The organism is Thermoplasmatales archaeon (genome assembly GCA_026127925.1).
GTDB lineage: Archaea > Thermoplasmatota > Thermoplasmata > Thermoplasmatales > Thermoplasmataceae > JAKAYB01.
The window spans coordinates 17501-36073 of sequence record JAJSLM010000008.1 but is presented as its reverse complement, the minus strand read 5'-3'; the positions used below and the strand labels follow the sequence as shown (position 1 = coordinate 36073).

Sequence of the window (18573 nt, the reverse complement as noted above, 5' to 3'; positions counted from 1 at the left end):
ATATATTGAAGAGATTAGGAAAGGTGATTCCGGAATATGCTAAGGTTAGCCTCCCATCTGGTGAGAGATATGCCAGTATAAAGAGTACACTGAGGTCTCGTACGCTTTATACTGTCTGTGAAGAAGCAAGGTGCCCGAACATTGCCGAATGCTGGGGAGCTGGGACTGCTACGTTCATGATCCTCGGCGGCAACTGCTCCAGAGGGTGTAGGTTCTGTTCCGTAACCCACGGTGGAATGAAGCCTCTCGATACAGAAGAACCTGAGAAGGTCGCAGAAGCTGTCAGAATTATGGGCTTGGATTATGCAGTCATTACTTCAGTAGACCGGGATGATCTTCCAGATCAGGGGAGTGCTCAATTTGCTGCCGTGATATCTTCCGTAAAGAAAACAGGGGTTAAGGTTGAAGTCTTAATTCCGGATTTTCGTGGAAACACTGAATTTTTAAACAGGATAATCTCGGAACACCCAGATGTCATAGCACACAATGTTGAAACCACCAGGCGTTTGACGCCTTCGGTTAGGGACCCCAGGGCAACATACGATCAGTCTCTTTTTGTCCTGAGATACGTAAAATCCATCAACAGTAAACAGATCACCAAGTCGTCCATAATGCTTGGCCTTGGAGAATCTGATGATGAAGTGGAGGATACGCTTGCAGATTTGAGGAATGCTGGAGTTGATATTGTGACAATAGGTCAATATTTGAGACCATCTAAAAAACAACTTGCGGTTTTTGAATATTCTCCTATGGAGCGATTCAAAAAGTTTGAGAAAATTGCCTACGCACTTGGGTTCTCTTTTGTGGCTTCTGGCCCTCTGGTAAGAACCTCATACAGGGCTGCGGAGGCTTATGTCAGGAGGTTGGAAATCAATGACAGAAGTAATTAATGATACGGATGAAAAACAGAAATTTATTAGAGGCTACAGCGCAATGGTATTATACAGGGCGCTGGAGAAGAAGGCAATGGCAGCACAGAGGCAGGGAAGGATAGGTTTTTTCATGCAGAGCTCTGGGCAGGAGGCAGCACAAATAGGACTCTCGATGGCTCTGGACGAAGACACACTATTCTACGAGTATTACAGGGACTTACCCATGATGATCCACAGGGGAGTTCCATTAGAACTCATATTGAATCAACTGTTCGGCAACCGCGATGACATAGCAAAGGGAAGGCAGATGCCAATACATCTGCTTGCTGCTGATTACAATTTCATGTCGATTCCGAGCCCAGTAGGGTCAAATTTGCCACTTGCAGTCGGGTCAGCTTTTGCCAAGAAATACAGGAATAAAAGTGGAATTGTTGAGGCTTCCTTCGGAGATGGGGGATCATCGACATCTGATTTTCATGCTTCTTTAAACCTGGCGGCAGATCTCAACCTCCCGGTACTTTTCTTCTGCGAGAATAACGGATGGGCAATTTCTTTGCCCGTTGAAAAACAGACAAAGGTCGAGATCTGGAAGAAGGCTGAGGCCTATGGCATGCTTGGTCTGAAGGCCGACGGAAATAATATTATGGAAGTGTACAAGGTTGCTCAGGAAGCTGTGCAGCACATAAAATCTGGTCTAGGACCTGTGTTGCTTGAGGTCAGGTGTTACAGGATGGGCGCGCATTCAACTTCTGACGATCCGAAGAAATACCAGACAGATATTGTGGCCGAAGGTTCCGAGAAGGACCCGATAGTTGCTACCGAAAAGATACTAAAAGAGCATGGCTATCTGAACGATCAGATGATTGCGAATATAAGGGCGGAAAGCGAAAAAATTATTAACGAAAAATTCGAGGAACAGGAGAAGATACCTCCACCGGATAGATCGACCATGTTTGATGATGTTTACAAAGAGAGAACATGGGTGCTGAATGAAGAGGAGGATGAGTACAGATGAGTATCATGAACATGGTGCAGGCGATAAATCATACCCTTGACTTTTCTATGTCGGAAGATGATTCCGTCATTCTCCTTGGGGAGGATATCGGAAAAGATGGTGGAGTCTTCAGAGTCACTGATGGATTGCAGGCCAAATTTGGAGAACAGAGGGTAATCGATACCCCGTTGAATGAACTTGGCATAGTTGGGGCAGCCATAGGTATGGCCGTTTCTGGTCTTAAGCCGATCCCGGAGATTCAGTTCCAGGATTTTATTTTCACTTCGATGGATCAGATAATAAATCAGATGGCGAAGATGAGGTACCGAACTGGCGGCACTGTAACTGTACCTCTAGTCCTCAGGACCGCAGTTGGTGGCGGGATAAAAGGTGGGCTTTATCATTCACAAAGTGGTGAATCATATTTTGTTCACACTGCAGGCTTGACGGTTGTAATGCCATCAAATCCTCTGGACGCTGCCGGGTTGCTGTTCTCCTCGATAGGTTACGGCGATCCTGTCATTTTCCTTGAACCAAAAAAATTGTACCGTTCTGAGAAAATAGAAGTCCCGGATGAAAGATTTGATGTTGCTATAGGAAAAGCCAGCCTGATACACGAAGGAGATAGTCTTTCTATCATAACTTACGGATCGATGGTGCCCGTAGTAAAGAAAACTGTTGAAAATAACAGCCTGGATGCGGATGTACTCGATCTCCGGACTCTCTCCCCCCTCGACGTCGATTCTATAGTGAAAACAGCAAAGAAGACCGGCCGAGTGATGATTGTCCATGAAGCTCCCAGAACACTGGGCATGGGCGCAGAGATATCTGCACTTATATCTGAGAGGGCCATTGAATATCTTTACGCACCTATCCTAAGAGTAACAGGACTGGACACGCCGTTCCCATACCGGTTAGAGGATCTTTATTTCCCTGATGAGAGAAGGATTCTCAATGCATCGAGCAAGCTGATGGAATACAGGTGATTGAAGTGTTTGAGTTTAAGCTTCCAGATATTGGCGAGGGCATTTCTGAGGGGGAGATAGTGAAGTGGGATGTCAAACCCGGAGACCGCATAGAGAAGGAAAAGGACATGGTCGAAGTCATGACCGACAAGGTCACTGTAAAAATACCATCCCCTGTTAGCGGAATAGTTAAGGAACTAAAATTTAAAGAGGGGCAAATGGCCAAGGTTGGAGATGTAATAATCGAGATAGAAACTTCAGAATCAGTGCCTGAAAAGGAGACCAAAGAACAAACTATTACACAAAAGGAAGAACCATCAAAGGTTATGGAACAAAATATCCATGAGACCACACAGACAAGGGTTCTAGCAAGTCCTGCCGTGAGAAGAATTGCGAGGGAGAATGATATAGATCTTGCCCTTGTTCCTGCTTCTGGTGAAAACGGAAGGGTAACGCTGGATGATCTGTGGAAATTTGTTGACAACCAGAGTAAAGCCCTCGAGACCCAGAAAGAAGTTCCTGTGGATGTAGAGAAACCAAAGGTAGAAGCTCCTGTTCTGGTTGGAGAAGAAGAGATCCTGGAAATGCATGGCTTAAGGAGACTCATCTTCGACAAGATGACAAAGTCGAAGCAGACGATTCCTCATTATACCGTCGTGGAGCTTGCAGACGTTACAAAGATTTCTGGAATGATTGAGGATTACAGGGCTGCAGGGATCAAGGTAACATATACCGCATTCTTCGTTAAAGCCGCTGCAATTGCATTGAAGGAGTTCCCTTACATCAACGCCATATACAATGAAGGTAAGAAGAATTATACCCTGAAGAAATACTATAATATTGGGGTTGCAGTTGATACACCTGACGGACTCACTGTTCCAGTTTTGAAAAACGTGGATAGGAAGAGCATAAACAAGATCTCTGGCGAAGTTCGTGACCTGGCAGAAAAGGCCCGAAACAACACTCTTTCTTTGCAGGACGTGCAGGATGCAACTTTCACTGTAACAAACGTTGGGACTATAGGTGGATTAATGTCGACTCCGATCATCAATTACCCTGAAGTCGCAATACTAGGTGTGCATAAGGTAAGTGAAGAAACAGTTGGTGGAGAAAAGAGGTACTCCACATACATATCGCTATCGTGTGACCACAGGCTTATTGATGGTGCTATGGGAACCCGTTTTCTCGTGAGGGTCAAGAACATTCTTGAGAATCCGGTCATGCTTTTTGTGGAGTGATGATATGGTCTATGACGCAATAATAATAGGAGCTGGGCCTGGTGGATATGCTACGGCCCTTAGATTAGGCCAGAAGGGCAGAAAAGTCCTGCTTATTGAAAAGGATAAGATTGGCGGGGAATGCCTCAACTACGGATGCATACCATCCAAGGCGCTTATTGAACTGTCGCATTCTATTTCCTACCTTCATTCAATGCCTGGAATCGATGCCAGAATAAATATAGATATGCCAGAATGGCAGAAGTGGAAATGGTCCATGATCAACAAACTCACCGGAGGGGTGGAAATTCTTTGCAGATCCTACGGGGTTGAGATTGTAAGGGGGGACGCGACAATAAAGGATAAGAAAACGGTATCAGTCAACGGGAAAGACTATGAATGCGAAAATCTTGTCATAGCAACTGGCTCCAGACAGAGCGTTTTTGATAACATGAACGAAGCTCTGGGAAACAGAGACGTCCTTGATCTGAAGGAGATACCAAAGAATCTTGTAATAATTGGAGCGGGATACATAGGAATCGAACTTGGTACTGCATTCGCAAAACTCGGTTCTTCCGTTACGATAGTAGAAATAATGGACACTATACTTCCTGGAGTAAACCATGATCTTGCAGTTCCGGTTGAGAGAAAGTTGAAGGAACTTGGTATCAATGTAAGGGTCTCCACTAAGGTGATGTCCGTTAAGAAGAACGAAGAGTATGAGGCACCTCAGGAAGGGCCTGCAGCCAAGAGACAGATCTTTGAGGTTTCGCTTGAGAGTGGGGAGAAACTACAGGCAGACTACGTGCTTCTCAGTGTTGGCAGAAAACCAAACACAGAAGGTTTTGGTCTTGAGAATCTGGGATTGGAGCTCGATCACGGATTCATAAAGACGGATAACAGAAAGATGACGAGCGTCAGCAATGTTTACGCTGTGGGTGATGTCTCCGGTGGACCGATGCTTGCGCATAAGGCGTACTATGATGCTGATGTTGCTGCGGACAATATATGTGGCATAGATACGATCGTTGACTACAGGGCAATGCCATTTGTAATTTACTCCGATCCGGAGATATCATATACAGGGAACCTTGAAGGCAACTTCAGCTACTTTCCTGTTGCAGCGAATGGCAGGGCTCTGGGAATGAACAGTTCACTGGGCTTTTACAGGATCTACCACGACGAGAAGGGCAATGTGTCCGGCGCAGCTGTGGTAGCACCGCATTCCTCTGAACTAATGGGCGAATTGTCACTTGCCGTTGAATCAGGACTGAACGCCATGGATATAGGACTTACCATACATCCGCACCCCACTATATCTGAGGGAGTAAAGGAATCCGCAGAGGGAGTTTATGGAAAACCCTTACACTTCAAACCTCGCAGTTGATCTCAACAGGATCAGTTATGATGAGGCTTTCGCTCTGCAGAAGGAGTGCATTGAAAAGGTACGTAGCAATGTCTATAGCAGGATACTGCTTTTTCTGACGCATGAACCGGTTTACACTGTGGGAAGAAAATTTGACGTGAATAATTTTGGAAGTATTGACGTAGTCAAAACTGATCGAGGTGGTGATGTAACGTACCATGGGCCGGGACAACTTGTTATATATCCAATTTTTCACATTGGCGATCCGAGCAGGATTGATGTGCGCAAATTTGTGACTTCAATAGAACAGACCATAATGAATGCGTTATCCTATCTGGGGGTGCATTCATTTGTGGGCGAAGAACCTGGGATATGGATAGAAGTTGACGGAAGCAAAAAGAAGGTAGCATCAATCGGAATGGCTATAGACCAGGGGATATCTTACCATGGCATATCGATAAATCTTTCCAGCGAGGTTCTTGAAGGGTTTAATAAAATAAGACCGTGTGGTATGGATCCGGAAGTCATGGGATATATTGATGCCAGTAGGGAAGAAATGATATCTGCCCTCTTAAGGAGTTTTAATGAATCATTTGGGGAATTCCAGTTCATAGAAGTTGATAAGTTCAAGAATATGGTTCAGCAAATATCGCTTAAATAATCTGCTTCCGGAAAATTCCAAATAACTCAGCTATTCAGCTAGATCGTCCGTCGGATGTCCCAGATCTCTTCACTTATTCCAAGACGCTTGTTCGATACTATTGCAATCTGGAAAAGGAGTGAGGAAATCCGGTTTAGATATGAGAGGATTACCTTATCTACCTCTATGTCGGATGAGGCTTCTACCACAGCTCTTTCAAGGCGTCTTGCTACAGTTCTTGCCATATGGGCGCTTGTCGATTCTTTTGATCCGCCAGGAATAACGAAAAGGCGAAGTGGTCCTATTTCCCTCTTGTAGACCATTGTTCGTTCCTCGAGCCAAGTAACGCGATCCTCCGTTATTGTTCTTCTCTGCGCATGTGCCGTGAGGTGCTCACCAAGCAGGAAGAGGTCACGTTGACATGTTTCAAGATCACTTCTTATGTCATCCCACTGGGTGTTCGACTTAGCAAAACCTATGAATGAATTAAGTTCGTCAATTGTACCTTCGACATCTATAAGGGGTGACGATTTACTAACACGTTCTTTCAAACCTGTGTCTGTTGCCCCAAGATCACCTTTTCTCGTAAACATAGATTCAATACACAATCTGAGGATATATTTCTTTTGCTGTCCTTTCCTAAGATCGAAAAGAATGCTACCCAACTTAAATCATCTATGAATTGATCCTAAGCGGCAATGTTTATTAACAAAGAGAAAATTGTAAATGAATGCTTAATCGTGAAGACTACATGCTCGTCATATGGGAGTATCTTGAAGCTTTTGACAAGGTTCAGGAGAAAGATATCTCGAATAGACTCCACATAAGTCCTCCGACTGCTTATGAATATCTCACAAAATTGCAGGAGGAGGGTATAATAAGCAGAAATGGAAGGAATATAGAATTTACCCAAAGTGGAAAAAATCTTGCATTGAAGCTGATTCGAATGCACAGAATATCTGAAGTATTTGCCTACAAATTCCTTGAAATCCCGTGGGAAGACGTACACGTTTCAGTTATGGAACTTGAGCACCTGTTCTCTGGAAACAAGGGAGAAGCATTATACAAGAATCTTGGACGACCGGAAACATGTCCGCATGGAAACCCCATAAATCCGGAATACAAGGTCAAGGAGATACCGCTCCCTTTTGCTGATGACGGAAAATATCTCGTAAGAAGGGTTTCATTCGAGGAAATAGGCCTGTTGAAGAAACTGGCCTCCATCGGCGCAATTCCTGATCAGGAAGTCTATGTCATAAAAGATGCAGACGACATTGAGCTAACTGGTCCAAACGGTACAATGAAGATCGAGTTTCCAGTTGCCATGTCTCTTCGGCTTTACTTATAATTATTATTGCAAATGGAAATTGATTCTCTTGTTCCTTTTTCCCTTGTTTTCTATCTTGTCTACAACAATTTTCCCAATTTCCTTTGTGTCCTTTACGTGTGTTCCGCCGTCTGATTGTTCATCCAGGCCTTCTATAACTATTGTCCTTACCACATCGAGCGAGTTGATTAGATCGCGTCCGGGCTCAGTCCTTGCTAGTTCTGGAAGTTTGAGCGCTTCCTCCCTGCTGATCTCCCTCTGATATATCCTGTGCCCTTCTGAATTAAACTCATTGCATTCTTCTATGATCTGGTCTATAAATTCTTTTGTAAAGTTGTCCATATTTATATCCACTCTGGCTCTATCTTCGTATATCTGGCTTCCTGTAAGCAGTCCAGAGTAGCCATGCCTTACTGATACGATTCCATCAATAACATGGATTGCAGAATGATAGCGCATATGGGCATATCTTCTTGCCCAGTCAACGACGCCGTGAACATTATCGCCTTCCTTGAATGGCACATTTTGGTCGGAAACATGAATAACATCGTCTCCTTCTTTCCTAACATCTGTTATCCTAATGGAAAGACTACCTGAGGCGATCGATCCAGTATCATTCGGCTGCCCGCCCCCTGTTGGATAAAAGGCTGTCTTATCGAGAGTAATCTCATTTCCATTAATCTTCAAGACTTTAGCATCGAACTCCTTAAGATACATATCTGGCCAAAACAGCTTCTCGGTCATAGATACTGTATTTAACTAGCGTTAAAAAAAGTTGCATTTTAAAGACCTTTCTATACAGCAATTTTTCCCTTACAGTTTACAGGCTCTTTGTTCCCTCAAAGATTTCTAGCTCGGTTTAGTAATTTTCTCTTGAAAGTAAATTCATTGCAGTAAATGTTAAAGATTTTTTTGTATGTTGAGATTACGTCGGTGAATAGTACATCATGTTATAGATGTAACCTGTAAATGAGTTGTACTGAACACCATGGACATATGGCTGGAAGAAATAGTATTGTTCAGGATAAGGCAACCAGGCATAAGGTGCCAGATCGTATATGATTTGATATGCCTTCTTGACGAGTTCAAGCTGCTTAGCTTTGTTATTAATGAACGGAAGACTATCGTTCACATAATATTTCTGAAGTGTTGTATTGTTAACATAAGCCATATCACCACCGTAGCCCCCACCTACAATGTTTGTCAACGGCATGAGCTCCTGGTAAACCGGATCAGGAAAATCCGGAACCCAGTTCCAGAAAAGCAAGCGTGGCGTATTGCTTGAGTTTGTCCATGTGTCAGTAACCGCTGCAGACACCTCTTTTATAGAGGTCTTGAGTCCTATGTTATGCAGATAGCCAGCAATCATAGTAAGTTCAGCTTCATTTAGTGTTGTAACGGGAGATTCGGTATATAGTGGAATTGATGGCAATTGTTTTCCGGTCCCGATCTTTGTACCGTTCGGAAGGGTTACAGAGAAATCTCCCTCCTTAGCAGCTTCCTTCATGAAGCTAAGAGACAGTGCCATATTGTAGGAGTAATTTGAAACACCAATAGGATCCGAATAGTTCCCAAAACCTGGGGAAATTGGACCAAGGAATTCACTCGCTAAAGCCTTCCCGTTAACATCGTACAACTGGAGCAACTGGGAATAGTTAATTGCATGAACTATACTCTCTCTTAGGGCTGTTATGTTCAATGGATAACGACCGTTGTTCATTGAGAGATAATTCATGCCCGGTTGATTGGCGAAAGACCTGAAATATGAGGAATAAGGAACACTCTTAGCAAATGCAGAAGATATTGAAGTTATACTACCTGGACTTACATAGCTGATCTGGGCACTGTTTCCAATAAATTCGGATACCCTTCCCGTATGATCCAGTGAATAGTCTATAACTATGGTTTTTATGTGTGCAGGTTGTGCTACAGCAGGGATGCCATCATGGCCTGTGGTGTTCCATTCAGTATTCGCCCAGTAATTTGGATTCCTGACCAGAACGATTGTTGAAAAGGTTGCGCCAATGTGTTCTATCATGTACGGTCCGGTACCGATTGTCGAGTTGGAGTTTATCTGGCTATTTTGGGAGTTGACCTGAACGCCTCCCTCCTTGTCGATTGCGGATGGATCTACAATTGCCCCCCAGCTTTCGCCCGCTATGCTGTCCAAAAGATACATGTAAGGCTGGATAGAGTTTATCTTCACTATCGTACTGTTGATTACTTCGACGGCTTGATCCGGATATTCCATAATCTTTTTTTCCGTTGCATTAAAATTAAAATCAGATAGCATCTTGGCCAGGTACGTTGCAGTCTCGTTGATCTGCTGAGTATAGTTTCCAGAGATGTCAACCCCGGCCGAGATCATAGCATGCCTCACCCCAAATGGAACTGGTATGCATGTGTTTGAGTACTCTGTTGTGTTAAAAAGTATGCCCTCGTAGTTTGTTACCCCAGGACCCTGCCCCATTACTATTGTCCTGTAAAATGAGAACCATACGTCAGAGGCGTTAACGGGTTGACCGTTGCTGAATTTTAGGTAGGGCCTCAAGTAGAAAGTGTAATTCTGATCGTTCTTTTCGGTCCAGTGAGATGCAAGCACCGGAACGATCTGCGTGTAGTTTGTTCCATTGAAATCAACGAGCTCCTGGAATACCGATGTGAAAACCGGCTCGTCCTGATCTTCAAATCCGGTAGCTGGATCAAGTGCATCCGGCAAATTTACCTGTGCTACATCTATCAATTCGCTTGAATTCTTCGGAGAAGAATTGTAGACAGAAGTATTGCTGTTGTTAACAAATCGGTAAATACCGTACCCAGCAACCGCAATTACAGCAACGACTATCACTATAGAAACAATCTTTTTAATTGAGCCCATCAGCAAATAATCGGGTAGATCGTATAAATTAGTTTTGTAATTAAATGCGAGAATGTTCTATGAGTAATAAAATCTGCAATTCAGTAATTTTTTACAATTCAAAATTCGATTAACTCGAATTACTTGTTGAACTCTTCACTCAACGTGGAGTATCAGGGTGTGTAAATGAATCCTTTAGCTACAAATTTTTTCCCAAGTGTTGTAGTAATCTCCACGTCCTGCCTTCCCTTGTCAATAGAATCATAAACCTCTGGACTGAGATATAAGGATATTGAATCGTTCATTATATGTACAAAGCTGGGATCCGTTTCTCCATCTGCCTTATGGATTAAAAGCTTAACAATGATCTGGCAGGATACATCTGTGCACGGTCCCCGTTCTTTCTCAAGCTCGAGAATTAAATTAGGGCTATTGCCTGATTCTACCACTGACTTATCAACGTAGATATTACCTTTCCCGATAGACATTTTGATTTTCTTTCCGCCCATGGCCAATCAGCTTATTTCCTAAGAGTTTCAATTATTTTTGTGTATTCCTCTTCTGTTATCTCTCCACGCGCAAATCTCTGTTTTGCTATCTGTTCCGCATCTTTTACCTGCGAAGAATGGGTGATACGATCCTCATTTTCTGGCTCGTGAAATGCTCCAATTATGAGATATACAAACAGTATAATGAATATAAGTGTTATTGCTGCTATTATAGGCATTAGGATACCCATACCAAAGAATCCATAGCCACCCATCATCCCATAAGGTCCGTAATACCCATTATAATAGCGCCCACCAAATACAACAAACGCTACTACAGAAATTACTGCAACTATAGCCACCAAGCCGACCAACGCGAATATTAAATTCCTTATCTTGTTTTCCATAAAGTTAAGAATACTGAAAAGGTTCTTAATCTATCTTTGAAACACGTTTCATGAAACTATTTGAAATAGGTTTCAGGCAGTATGATTTCGTTTGTCACTCCTCTTCTTGTTTTGATTATGATTCCTTTGTTCTCGAGGGAGGATATGGCTCTTGAAGCGGAAGCTTTTGAGAGCCCAATGTTTTGTACTATGGTATTCTGGAGCATTCGGTTGTTGTTTTTCATAAGAAGATCGATTATTTCGAGCTCAGTTTCTGTAAAAAATTCAGTTGTTAATTTCTCATTACCTGGAATTTTTTCTGTAAAAACATGACTATCCGAGTTCTGAACTACAACTATATTTGTCCTCTTGTTCAGGAAAAGTATGTTGGAATAATTTATAGCTATGCCCCTCAGTGAAATTCCGGCTATGGAAATGTTTGAAAGCACTACCGCGAGCAACAGGTAAAGCGCTGTTGCACCTATATGTCCATTCAAATAAATCACGGTTACGAGAATCGTGATGGAGATAAGGATCAAAATCACAGCGAGAAAGAGGGATAAAAGGTAAAAATAAAGTTTTCTAATATTTGTACCTTCCCTGAGACTCGTGTCGTTTCCGTTTTTACCATCATTGTTCCTTCTCATGTGATTCTATACCGTTGCAGTTGAGTGTGCTCTAATTTGAGATGATCTTTTTAGGGAACGGGTCACTTTACCTCTCAAAAGTAAAGAGTTCGTAACAACTGATGTGGAACTCATTCCCATAGCCAGTGCAGCTAGCATGGGGAGAATAGAATAAACAGAGAAGCCAAATATCGGTACCAAGGCTCCTGCGGCAATAGGTATCAGGACAGTATTGTATCCAAACGCCCAGCCTATATTTTGCTTTATCTTCCTTATTGTCCTTTCTCCTATGATCTTAGCGTTGACGACATTCTCTAGATCATTATTAAGAAGAATTATGTCACCGCTATCCCTCGCGATATCTGTGCCGGACCCCATAGCAAGACCAACATCGGCCGTTTCCAGAGCAACTGAATCGTTTATCCCGTCACCAGTGAACATGACATAGTCTCCATCCATTTGAAATTGTTTAATTATTTCTGATTTCTGATCAGGAAGCACCTCTGCGTGAATGTCATCTATGCCTACTATCTTTCCAATACGCTTCGCCTCTTCAACCGAATCACCCGTGATCATTGAGACTTTAACGCCCATTGCCTTTAATTCGCTTATCGCAATGGCCGCGCTTTCTCTTATGCGGTATGAAAGTACAAATGAGCCTATTTGTTCGCCAGCGACGCTTACAGAAACCGCGGAAACACCATTATGCTTTGATCTGGAAATCTGAACTGATTTTCCATTTACAGTTCCACTAATGCCTATCCCCGGATTTTCCTTAATATCTCTTGCTTCAGGTATATTCACCTTCCTCTCTAAAGCCATTTTGACGATCGCTTTTGCGACGGGATGGTTCGAAAATGATTCGACTGAAGCAGCTAAAGTGAGCACAGTCTCTTCAGAATTGCCACCCGTAACCAGTACTTCGTTAACCGTTGGATCGGGTTCTGTGATGGTTCCAGTTTTATCAAAAACAGCCCTAGTAATCTTGGAGAGCCTATCAAGCGCGCTTGAGTTCTTTATTATAATCCCATTTTCTGAGGATATATTTGATGCAATCAAAAGCGTTATTGGTCCCGCCAGACCTATGGCGCATGGGCACGCTATGACTACGACCGAGACAAATGCTAGGATTGCTATCTCGATAGAAATGGAATTGCCAATACTCGCGAGATAAAAATACCAGAATAATAGAGAAGCGATAGCGGCTGCGAGGACTACGGGAACAAAAACAGATGAAAAAACATCGGCAACTCTTTGAATTTTTGCTCTCCCAGACGATGCCCTTTGTATAAGCTCGTATATCTGGCTAACGGTGCTGTCCTTTCCAGTTCTGGTAACGCTTATTTTCAGGATTCCGTTCAGGTTCTTTGTTCCGGATGACACTTCATTTCCAGAAGCCTTGACAACTGGCTCTTGCTCACCTGTGAGCATAGATTCATCAATCTCACTCTTTCCTTCGTATATTCTTCCATCTGCAGGAATGATTTCTCCTGGTTTCACGAGAATGTTGTCAGAGACTTTCACTTCGCTTGTTTTTCTATCTGTAATTTCGCCGTTTTCCTGAATAATGTGTGAGGTGTTCGGAATTATATTTATAAGTTCACTTGCAGCTTTGTTAGCTTTTATCTTGGTTAGATTTTCTATGAAATTACCTGTAAGTATTAGAGTGATTATGAACGACGAGGCATCGAAATAAACGCTTGATGATGGAATTGCCTTTGGAAAGAAAGTAACGAACACGGAGAATACAAAAGCAGTAAGCGTACCCAAGGACACAAGGAGGTCCATATTCGCGGATTTGCTCTTTAATGAGTGATACGCACCTTCGTAAAATCCATAACCTGAATAGAACTGAACTGGTAAAGCCAATCCAAGTAACAAGTAGTCTCGAAAGACAACAGTGTATGGTAGAAGATATGTAATGATTATGATTGGTATTGCCAAAGACCACGCGACAATCAACCTATTTTTAAGCCTTCGAGACTCCTTCTCAGGGGATGAATATTTCAAAAGACAAGTTTTAGAACAAAAATAGTACCGTTGACCATCCACATCCAAGAAAAGATCAGAATCCTCCGAAACAAACATGCCACAAACAGGATCTGTCGGCATTCAGATCATCTTGAGTGCTTCAAAGGATTTTTATCAAACTCTTCTTTACATCTTTGACTGCAAAAATAGAATTTTTTCCCCTGGAATTCGCTCTTAAATTCTGTACTTTCTTTCACTTTCATTCCACAAATAACGTCTATTGCCATATTGACACTATTGTCTATAAGCTAATAACAGTTAACTATACAAAATGTATTAATAGACTAAGTCAATTATACATTATGAAAAGAAATCTTACAGAAATAGAGCAAAGAATGATAGTAATATTAAAGAAAGATTCCAGAAAGAGCATTTCTGACCTTTCAAAAGAACTGGGAATAAGCAGGATTACCGCAAAGAAGGCCATGGACAACCTCATCGCTGAGAAAAAAATAAAGAGCTTCACAGTTACCGTTGATGACGATCTACGCGACATGGTTCTTGTTCATGTTAATGATTTAACGGGAGTTCCGTTAAACCGCATTGTAGAATACTTTGAACTGATCGATCAGACTTTCATGCTCGTAATGTATTACGAGGATTTATTGGATGTCGAGAACTTGCCTATCCTTGACGTCAAGGTAGTGCGAGGACGAGTCTTGGGCGATAACCCCGGAAGATTAGCTCACCTACACTGTGACTACTGCGGAAATGACATAACTGGCAAGCCGATAATAGTAGAAGTTGGTGGCAGGACTTACTACGCATGTTGTCCAACATGTGAGCGTGATCTTCGAAAGAGGCGAGAAATCCTGTCAAATGCATGAAATTGAATTATGTACCTTTTTCTTCTACCAGCTTCAATATCCTCTCCAGCGGTTCCTGTAGAATTTCTGGGGGCATGCGACCCCTCATGTAATAATAATATGAATCAAAACCCCACTTCATTGTATGTGCAATAGAACCGTCCAAGGTAACATCTGTTGCTCCACCATAAAGCACGTCGGAAAGTATCAGAGTTGCATCTGATCCTCCCCTGTTCATAATACAGAATATTTCAGGCTTAAATTTCTTTATGTAACCAGCGCCCTTTATCTCTTTTACAAGGGAAGAAAATGCGACATCAGCCTGCATTATTGCTATGTGCCCTAATTTTGGCATTGAGTTAGCATTTGAATCACCTATAACGAATATATTTCTGAATTTTATGGAACGCATTTCAAGATCTGTTCTCACAAATCCGAATTCGTCTCCAAGGCCAGATTTTTTAAGGATATCCGTACCTGTATATGGAGGGATAACTATGGTGAAATCGCTTTGTAGATCCGTACCATCTTCGAACCCCACTCTGTCTGCTTTTATATTTTTTAGAACTTTGTCCGTTAACACTTTTATGTCACGCTCAGCAAGAAGAGGTTCTATTTTTGAATGGACGTTTTCTCCTACATCCTCGAAAAATATATGACCGGGGGAGAAAACGGTTATTGATGATTTGTCCCTAAGATTTTTTTCTCTAAGATAATGGTCGATCATGAATAGAATCTCACCAATGGGGCCCTCACAAGGGGCTGCAAGCCTTAAATCAGTAGTTTCCGGACTCCAGTCTGTTTTGGCCGAACCGATCACTATTTTCCCGCCTTTGAAGGATTTCAATGCACCCCACAGTTTTGGAGCTTCGGTATCGTCACATACCGAATAACCAAATTCTCTGTACCCTTGAATGGCATCATAATCCTTTACTGCACCTGTTGCAACCACAAGGTAATCGTAACTCATCGACTGCCCGTCTGAGAAGACAACTGTGTTTTCATCAGGTTTAACCTCGACTAAAGTTTTATTTACAAAACTGGCACCACGAGAATGGATTATGTTCTCGAGTTCGATTTGCACAAGTGATACTGGTTTTCCATCCAAAGCAACTTCAGGAAGAGATGGCTTTTCTAAACTTGTAGTTCTTTCATCTATTACTGTAACTTCAGTATCCGCAGAAAGTTTTTCTATCAAATCATAAAAAAATCTCAAACCTGCAAATCCTGCACCCACAATAAGGACTTTCTTTTTCTTGTTGTCTACCATGTGTTAGTTAACAGTTCATCTTATTTATTGTTTCTAGATTATGGTTTTCATAGGACCTATTAACGTCCATATTGGTAGTAATCATCTGTTTCACGCCCAAAAACTAGAGAATCCATCAATGTCTGCATGAATCCGAGTGTCCTTTTTCTCGACTGAACATGCTTGCGTTGTCACACTTCTACCGTTCCTGAAATATTATAATGTAATACCATAGCTAGTTGTTATTTCTTTGATGCGATAGTTTAGTTCCATTCACCAAAAAAAAGCATGAAGTTAACATTAAATTGTCTTCACTAGAAGCCTTAAGAAAGAGCAAAACGCGAAGATTCACTTTCCAATAAAATAATTTGAGCAATTTATCAAAAGTTTCAGCTACTAATTGCAACATCAACAGATACGTTGGCAGTTACTGTTTCCGAGGGAAAGTGAAATATGCCTAATTCGGCGATAGGAGTAATGTGCACATAGAAGGTTAATGTGAAACTCCCAGGTATATCATATTCGTACATGTAAATATTTTCCAGACCGGACCCAGTATATTTTGTCCTAACAGGAGACGGCAATGTAGAATTTAAATCATCATACTTTAAACTTACATGGTTAACAACGTAACTGAGACCGGTTAATGGAAAGTTAACGTTCTGTGATATTTTTGTCACAAATATGGATATCCCCGAGTATTCAGCCACTCCAATATTTTTGGCTTCATCGACTCCGATAAGCACAGATTCACTGCGTACAAGAGCACTCAAATTAGCTATAGCCTTTGTAGAATATGAATTGTTGTCTATTAATCCTGAAGTTGTTTTCTCGGAGGTTAACGATATAGGCTAGGGTAAAGTATAGTACTCATAGACACCAGTGGGGGTAAGTATCATAAACAAGACGGTAACTACCCACAAAAATTTTCTCTTGGTCATGTTCAACAGCGCCTCCTGCAAAAGTTAAACGAATTGCCCTGATTGCAATATCTAGCACTTTTATTCTATCACCCATATTGAATAGAATGCTTGGTATTAGTAAAACTTTTTGTATAAAAAATAAATGGATATCACTTAAAACGCTCAGTCTTACTTGGATCCCTTGGTGTACGAACAATTTAAATTTTCACTCAAGAATGCATCCCAGCATCCTGTCCGTAGAGGCTAATATTTCTCATTTTATGGCTATCGTAGTTTACGCCCATAGATATTTCGTGCATTGCTTTTACTCTATTAGAGCGCACTGAGGTTTTCCCACACTCTTTCAGACATGTAACCTAAAATATGATTTTGTAATTACTAATCATGACTGAAGAAAAAGTTATTTACAAAGAAATTAAAGATATTGTAAATCCTGAACATTCTGTACTTGTTGTGTGGGATGTTCAGAATGCGCTTGTGAATTCTGTATTCAATAAGAATGACTTTGTTTCGTCTTTGAAAGGCCTTATCAGAGAGGCCAGGGAGAACAGTGTTCCAATTACCTATACAAAAATAACGCCACTCCCATTCAGGTTTGAGTCTGGCTATCGTCTTTATTCATCAATGAAAAGGTATGGCGCAAGAGATCCAAAAAAGATGAAATTTATGGAACCTGGTTCACCAGAAGCAGAAATCTATATGGAATTTGAACCTCAGAAGGACGACTTGATACTTCCGAAGAATACTGCAGACATTTTTGTCGGAACAAATTTTGAGTTAATGATGAGGAATGCAGGAATAGAAACAATAATATTTACAGGCATTGCTACTGAATTCGGCATTGAATCATCTGCTAGAAGCGCAGGGAATCGTGGATTCTACCCTGTCGTGGTTGAAGATTGCGTTTCATCCTCCAACAAAGATATGCACGAAGCTGCATTAGAAGTAATGAGGACACAAGTTATTGTTTCAAGATCGGCAGAAATAACCAAGTCGTGGAAGCAGTAATAATTATAGTACTGAAATAAAAAGAATATAAAATCTTGTTAAAAATTTAGAAAAATATTGTTTCCTCAGGAGCTATTAGCTTCTGATACATATTCAGCGAAATTATCGTCGGGTTGGGCTCCCACGAACTGCACTGTTCCGTTGATTGTTATATGAGGGACACTAGAGACCCCAACTTCCTCAGCCTCTTCTTCAAACTCAAGGGCCTCAATCATTTCACTGGTTATGTTTTCGTTCACAATTGAAAACTTATGCGCTGTGCCTACCGCCTTCGGGCAGTACGGGCAAGTTGGTGTTACGTAAACCTTGATGGTTATTGGTTTCTTGACTTCCTTCAGCAAGGTAAGTGCCTTAGAGGAAACCTCAACTTCCCATTTCGAGACATTCTTTATGTCTTCTATCAATGAACCGAACTCATAACCAGAGGGCATACCGTAATACTTTATCCTTCCATCAACAATACCGTGTCTTGAAATAATCGTTGCCGGATACTTCTCGACAGAATATTCTTTTACTTCTTTCGGAGAATTATTGTAGTCATAAACGTTGAGATGCAGACGCTTATCTATTACAACGAGCTCGTTCAATAGCTCTTCTGTTTCCTTGCAGTACTTGCAATCATCGTTTCGGGAGACGAAAAGATTCAAATCAACGTCATCCTTAAGATATTTTTCAAACTCCTGTTTCAGGTACTTTTGATCTTCTTCTTTAATCCAAGCCATACACGTGCATTTTTTTACATTATTTAACCTTTGATATCAGAATTTCAATACTCGATCAACATCGCTCAATTTAATTCAATTTTATCTCTATCTACC

Annotated in this window: 20 protein-coding genes; 9 read left to right on the top strand and 11 right to left on the bottom strand. The window is 41.6% G+C overall.

All coding sequences use genetic code 11. The annotated features are described in order from the left end of the window. Nucleotides 1-23 precede the first annotated feature (23 nt). From lipA to lipB, 6 genes are read left to right on the top strand one after another with little or no spacing between them, the layout of a single operon-like run. The gene (gene lipA, locus LVQ96_07475) at nt 24-890 is read left to right on the top strand and encodes a lipoyl synthase (protein ID MCW6170996.1); all 867 of its coding nucleotides are present in this window, start codon (nt 24-26) and stop codon (nt 888-890) included. After that, entirely contained in the window at nt 874-1887 is a 1014-nt protein-coding gene (locus LVQ96_07470; GenBank protein ID MCW6170995.1) for a thiamine pyrophosphate-dependent dehydrogenase E1 component subunit alpha, read from the top strand. Before lipA ends, LVQ96_07470 begins: the two co-directional genes overlap by 17 nt. Continuing rightward, nucleotides 1884-2852, top strand: coding sequence for an alpha-ketoacid dehydrogenase subunit beta (locus LVQ96_07465; protein MCW6170994.1), 969 nt, complete (start codon nt 1884-1886; stop codon nt 2850-2852). Before LVQ96_07470 ends, LVQ96_07465 begins: the two co-directional genes overlap by 4 nt. 5 nt (nt 2853-2857) lie before the next feature. Beyond that, nucleotides 2858-4069: a 2-oxo acid dehydrogenase subunit E2 gene (locus LVQ96_07460; GenBank protein ID MCW6170993.1), complete on the top strand. Its 1212-nt coding sequence runs from the start codon at nt 2858-2860 to the stop codon at nt 4067-4069. Nucleotides 4070-4073: 4 nt separating this feature from the next. Beyond that, entirely contained in the window at nt 4074-5435 is a 1362-nt protein-coding gene (gene lpdA, locus LVQ96_07455) for a dihydrolipoyl dehydrogenase (protein ID MCW6170992.1), read from the top strand. Next, a complete protein-coding gene (gene lipB / locus LVQ96_07450) occupies nt 5401-6075 on the top strand; it encodes a lipoyl(octanoyl) transferase LipB (protein MCW6170991.1) in 675 nt (224 codons plus the stop codon). The genes lpdA and lipB overlap by 35 nt, the downstream gene beginning before the upstream one ends. Before the next feature lie 38 nt (nt 6076-6113). Here the strand turns inward: lipB and LVQ96_07445 are convergent, their stop codons facing one another. Further along, a complete protein-coding gene (locus LVQ96_07445; protein ID MCW6170990.1) occupies nt 6114-6647 on the bottom strand; it encodes a cob(I)yrinic acid a,c-diamide adenosyltransferase in 534 nt (177 codons plus the stop codon). Between the two features lie 137 nt (nt 6648-6784). On the opposite strand from LVQ96_07445, the gene LVQ96_07440 reads away from it, so the two are divergent. Beyond that, nucleotides 6785-7402, top strand: coding sequence for a metal-dependent transcriptional regulator (locus LVQ96_07440; GenBank protein ID MCW6170989.1), 618 nt, complete (start codon nt 6785-6787; stop codon nt 7400-7402). Between the two features lie 3 nt (nt 7403-7405). Here the strand turns inward: LVQ96_07440 and LVQ96_07435 are convergent, their stop codons facing one another. From LVQ96_07435 to LVQ96_07405, 7 genes are all read right to left on the bottom strand, one after another. Continuing rightward, nucleotides 7406-8125 (bottom strand): alanyl-tRNA editing protein, encoded by a 720-nt coding sequence (locus LVQ96_07435; protein MCW6170988.1) that lies wholly within the window; start codon nt 8123-8125, stop codon nt 7406-7408. Nucleotides 8126-8306: 181 nt separating this feature from the next. Then, nucleotides 8307-10259, bottom strand: coding sequence for an ABC transporter substrate-binding protein (locus LVQ96_07430; protein ID MCW6170987.1), 1953 nt, complete (start codon nt 10257-10259; stop codon nt 8307-8309). A 152-nt stretch (nt 10260-10411) separates the two neighbouring features. Further along, nucleotides 10412-10747, bottom strand: coding sequence for a hypothetical protein (locus tag LVQ96_07425; protein MCW6170986.1), 336 nt, complete (start codon nt 10745-10747; stop codon nt 10412-10414). A gap of 11 nt (nt 10748-10758) precedes the next feature. Then, nucleotides 10759-11133, bottom strand: a complete 375-nt coding sequence (locus tag LVQ96_07420; GenBank protein ID MCW6170985.1) for an SHOCT domain-containing protein — start codon at nt 11131-11133, stop codon at nt 10759-10761. Nucleotides 11134-11189: 56 nt separating this feature from the next. After that, nucleotides 11190-11759 (bottom strand): winged helix-turn-helix transcriptional regulator, encoded by a 570-nt coding sequence (locus LVQ96_07415; GenBank protein MCW6170984.1) that lies wholly within the window; start codon nt 11757-11759, stop codon nt 11190-11192. A gap of 6 nt (nt 11760-11765) precedes the next feature. Further along, nucleotides 11766-13850: a cadmium-translocating P-type ATPase gene (gene cadA, locus LVQ96_07410; protein ID MCW6170983.1), complete on the bottom strand. Its 2085-nt coding sequence runs from the start codon at nt 13848-13850 to the stop codon at nt 11766-11768. 5 nt (nt 13851-13855) lie between these two features. Then, nucleotides 13856-13996, bottom strand: a complete 141-nt coding sequence (locus tag LVQ96_07405) for a YHS domain-containing protein (protein MCW6170982.1) — start codon at nt 13994-13996, stop codon at nt 13856-13858. 75 nt (nt 13997-14071) lie between these two features. Here LVQ96_07405 and LVQ96_07400 point away from each other — a divergent pair, with 75 nt between their 5' ends. Next, nucleotides 14072-14596, top strand: coding sequence for a TRASH domain-containing protein (locus tag LVQ96_07400; protein MCW6170981.1), 525 nt, complete (start codon nt 14072-14074; stop codon nt 14594-14596). A gap of 7 nt (nt 14597-14603) precedes the next feature. On the opposite strand, the gene LVQ96_07395 is transcribed toward LVQ96_07400, so the two are convergent. Both LVQ96_07395 and LVQ96_07390 read right to left on the bottom strand, forming a co-directional pair. Continuing rightward, a complete protein-coding gene (locus LVQ96_07395) occupies nt 14604-15845 on the bottom strand; it encodes an FAD-dependent oxidoreductase (GenBank protein ID MCW6170980.1) in 1242 nt (413 codons plus the stop codon). A gap of 368 nt (nt 15846-16213) precedes the next feature. After that, entirely contained in the window at nt 16214-16597 is a 384-nt protein-coding gene (locus tag LVQ96_07390; protein ID MCW6170979.1) for a hypothetical protein, read from the bottom strand. 534 nt (nt 16598-17131) lie between these two features. Here LVQ96_07390 and LVQ96_07385 point away from each other — a divergent pair. Next, nucleotides 17132-17755, top strand: coding sequence for a cysteine hydrolase (locus tag LVQ96_07385; GenBank protein ID MCW6170978.1), 624 nt, complete (start codon nt 17132-17134; stop codon nt 17753-17755). 65 nt (nt 17756-17820) lie between these two features. Here the strand turns inward: LVQ96_07385 and LVQ96_07380 are convergent, their stop codons facing one another. After that, the gene (locus LVQ96_07380; GenBank protein MCW6170977.1) at nt 17821-18477 is read right to left on the bottom strand and encodes a thioredoxin family protein; all 657 of its coding nucleotides are present in this window, start codon (nt 18475-18477) and stop codon (nt 17821-17823) included. Nucleotides 18478-18573 lie beyond the last annotated feature (96 nt).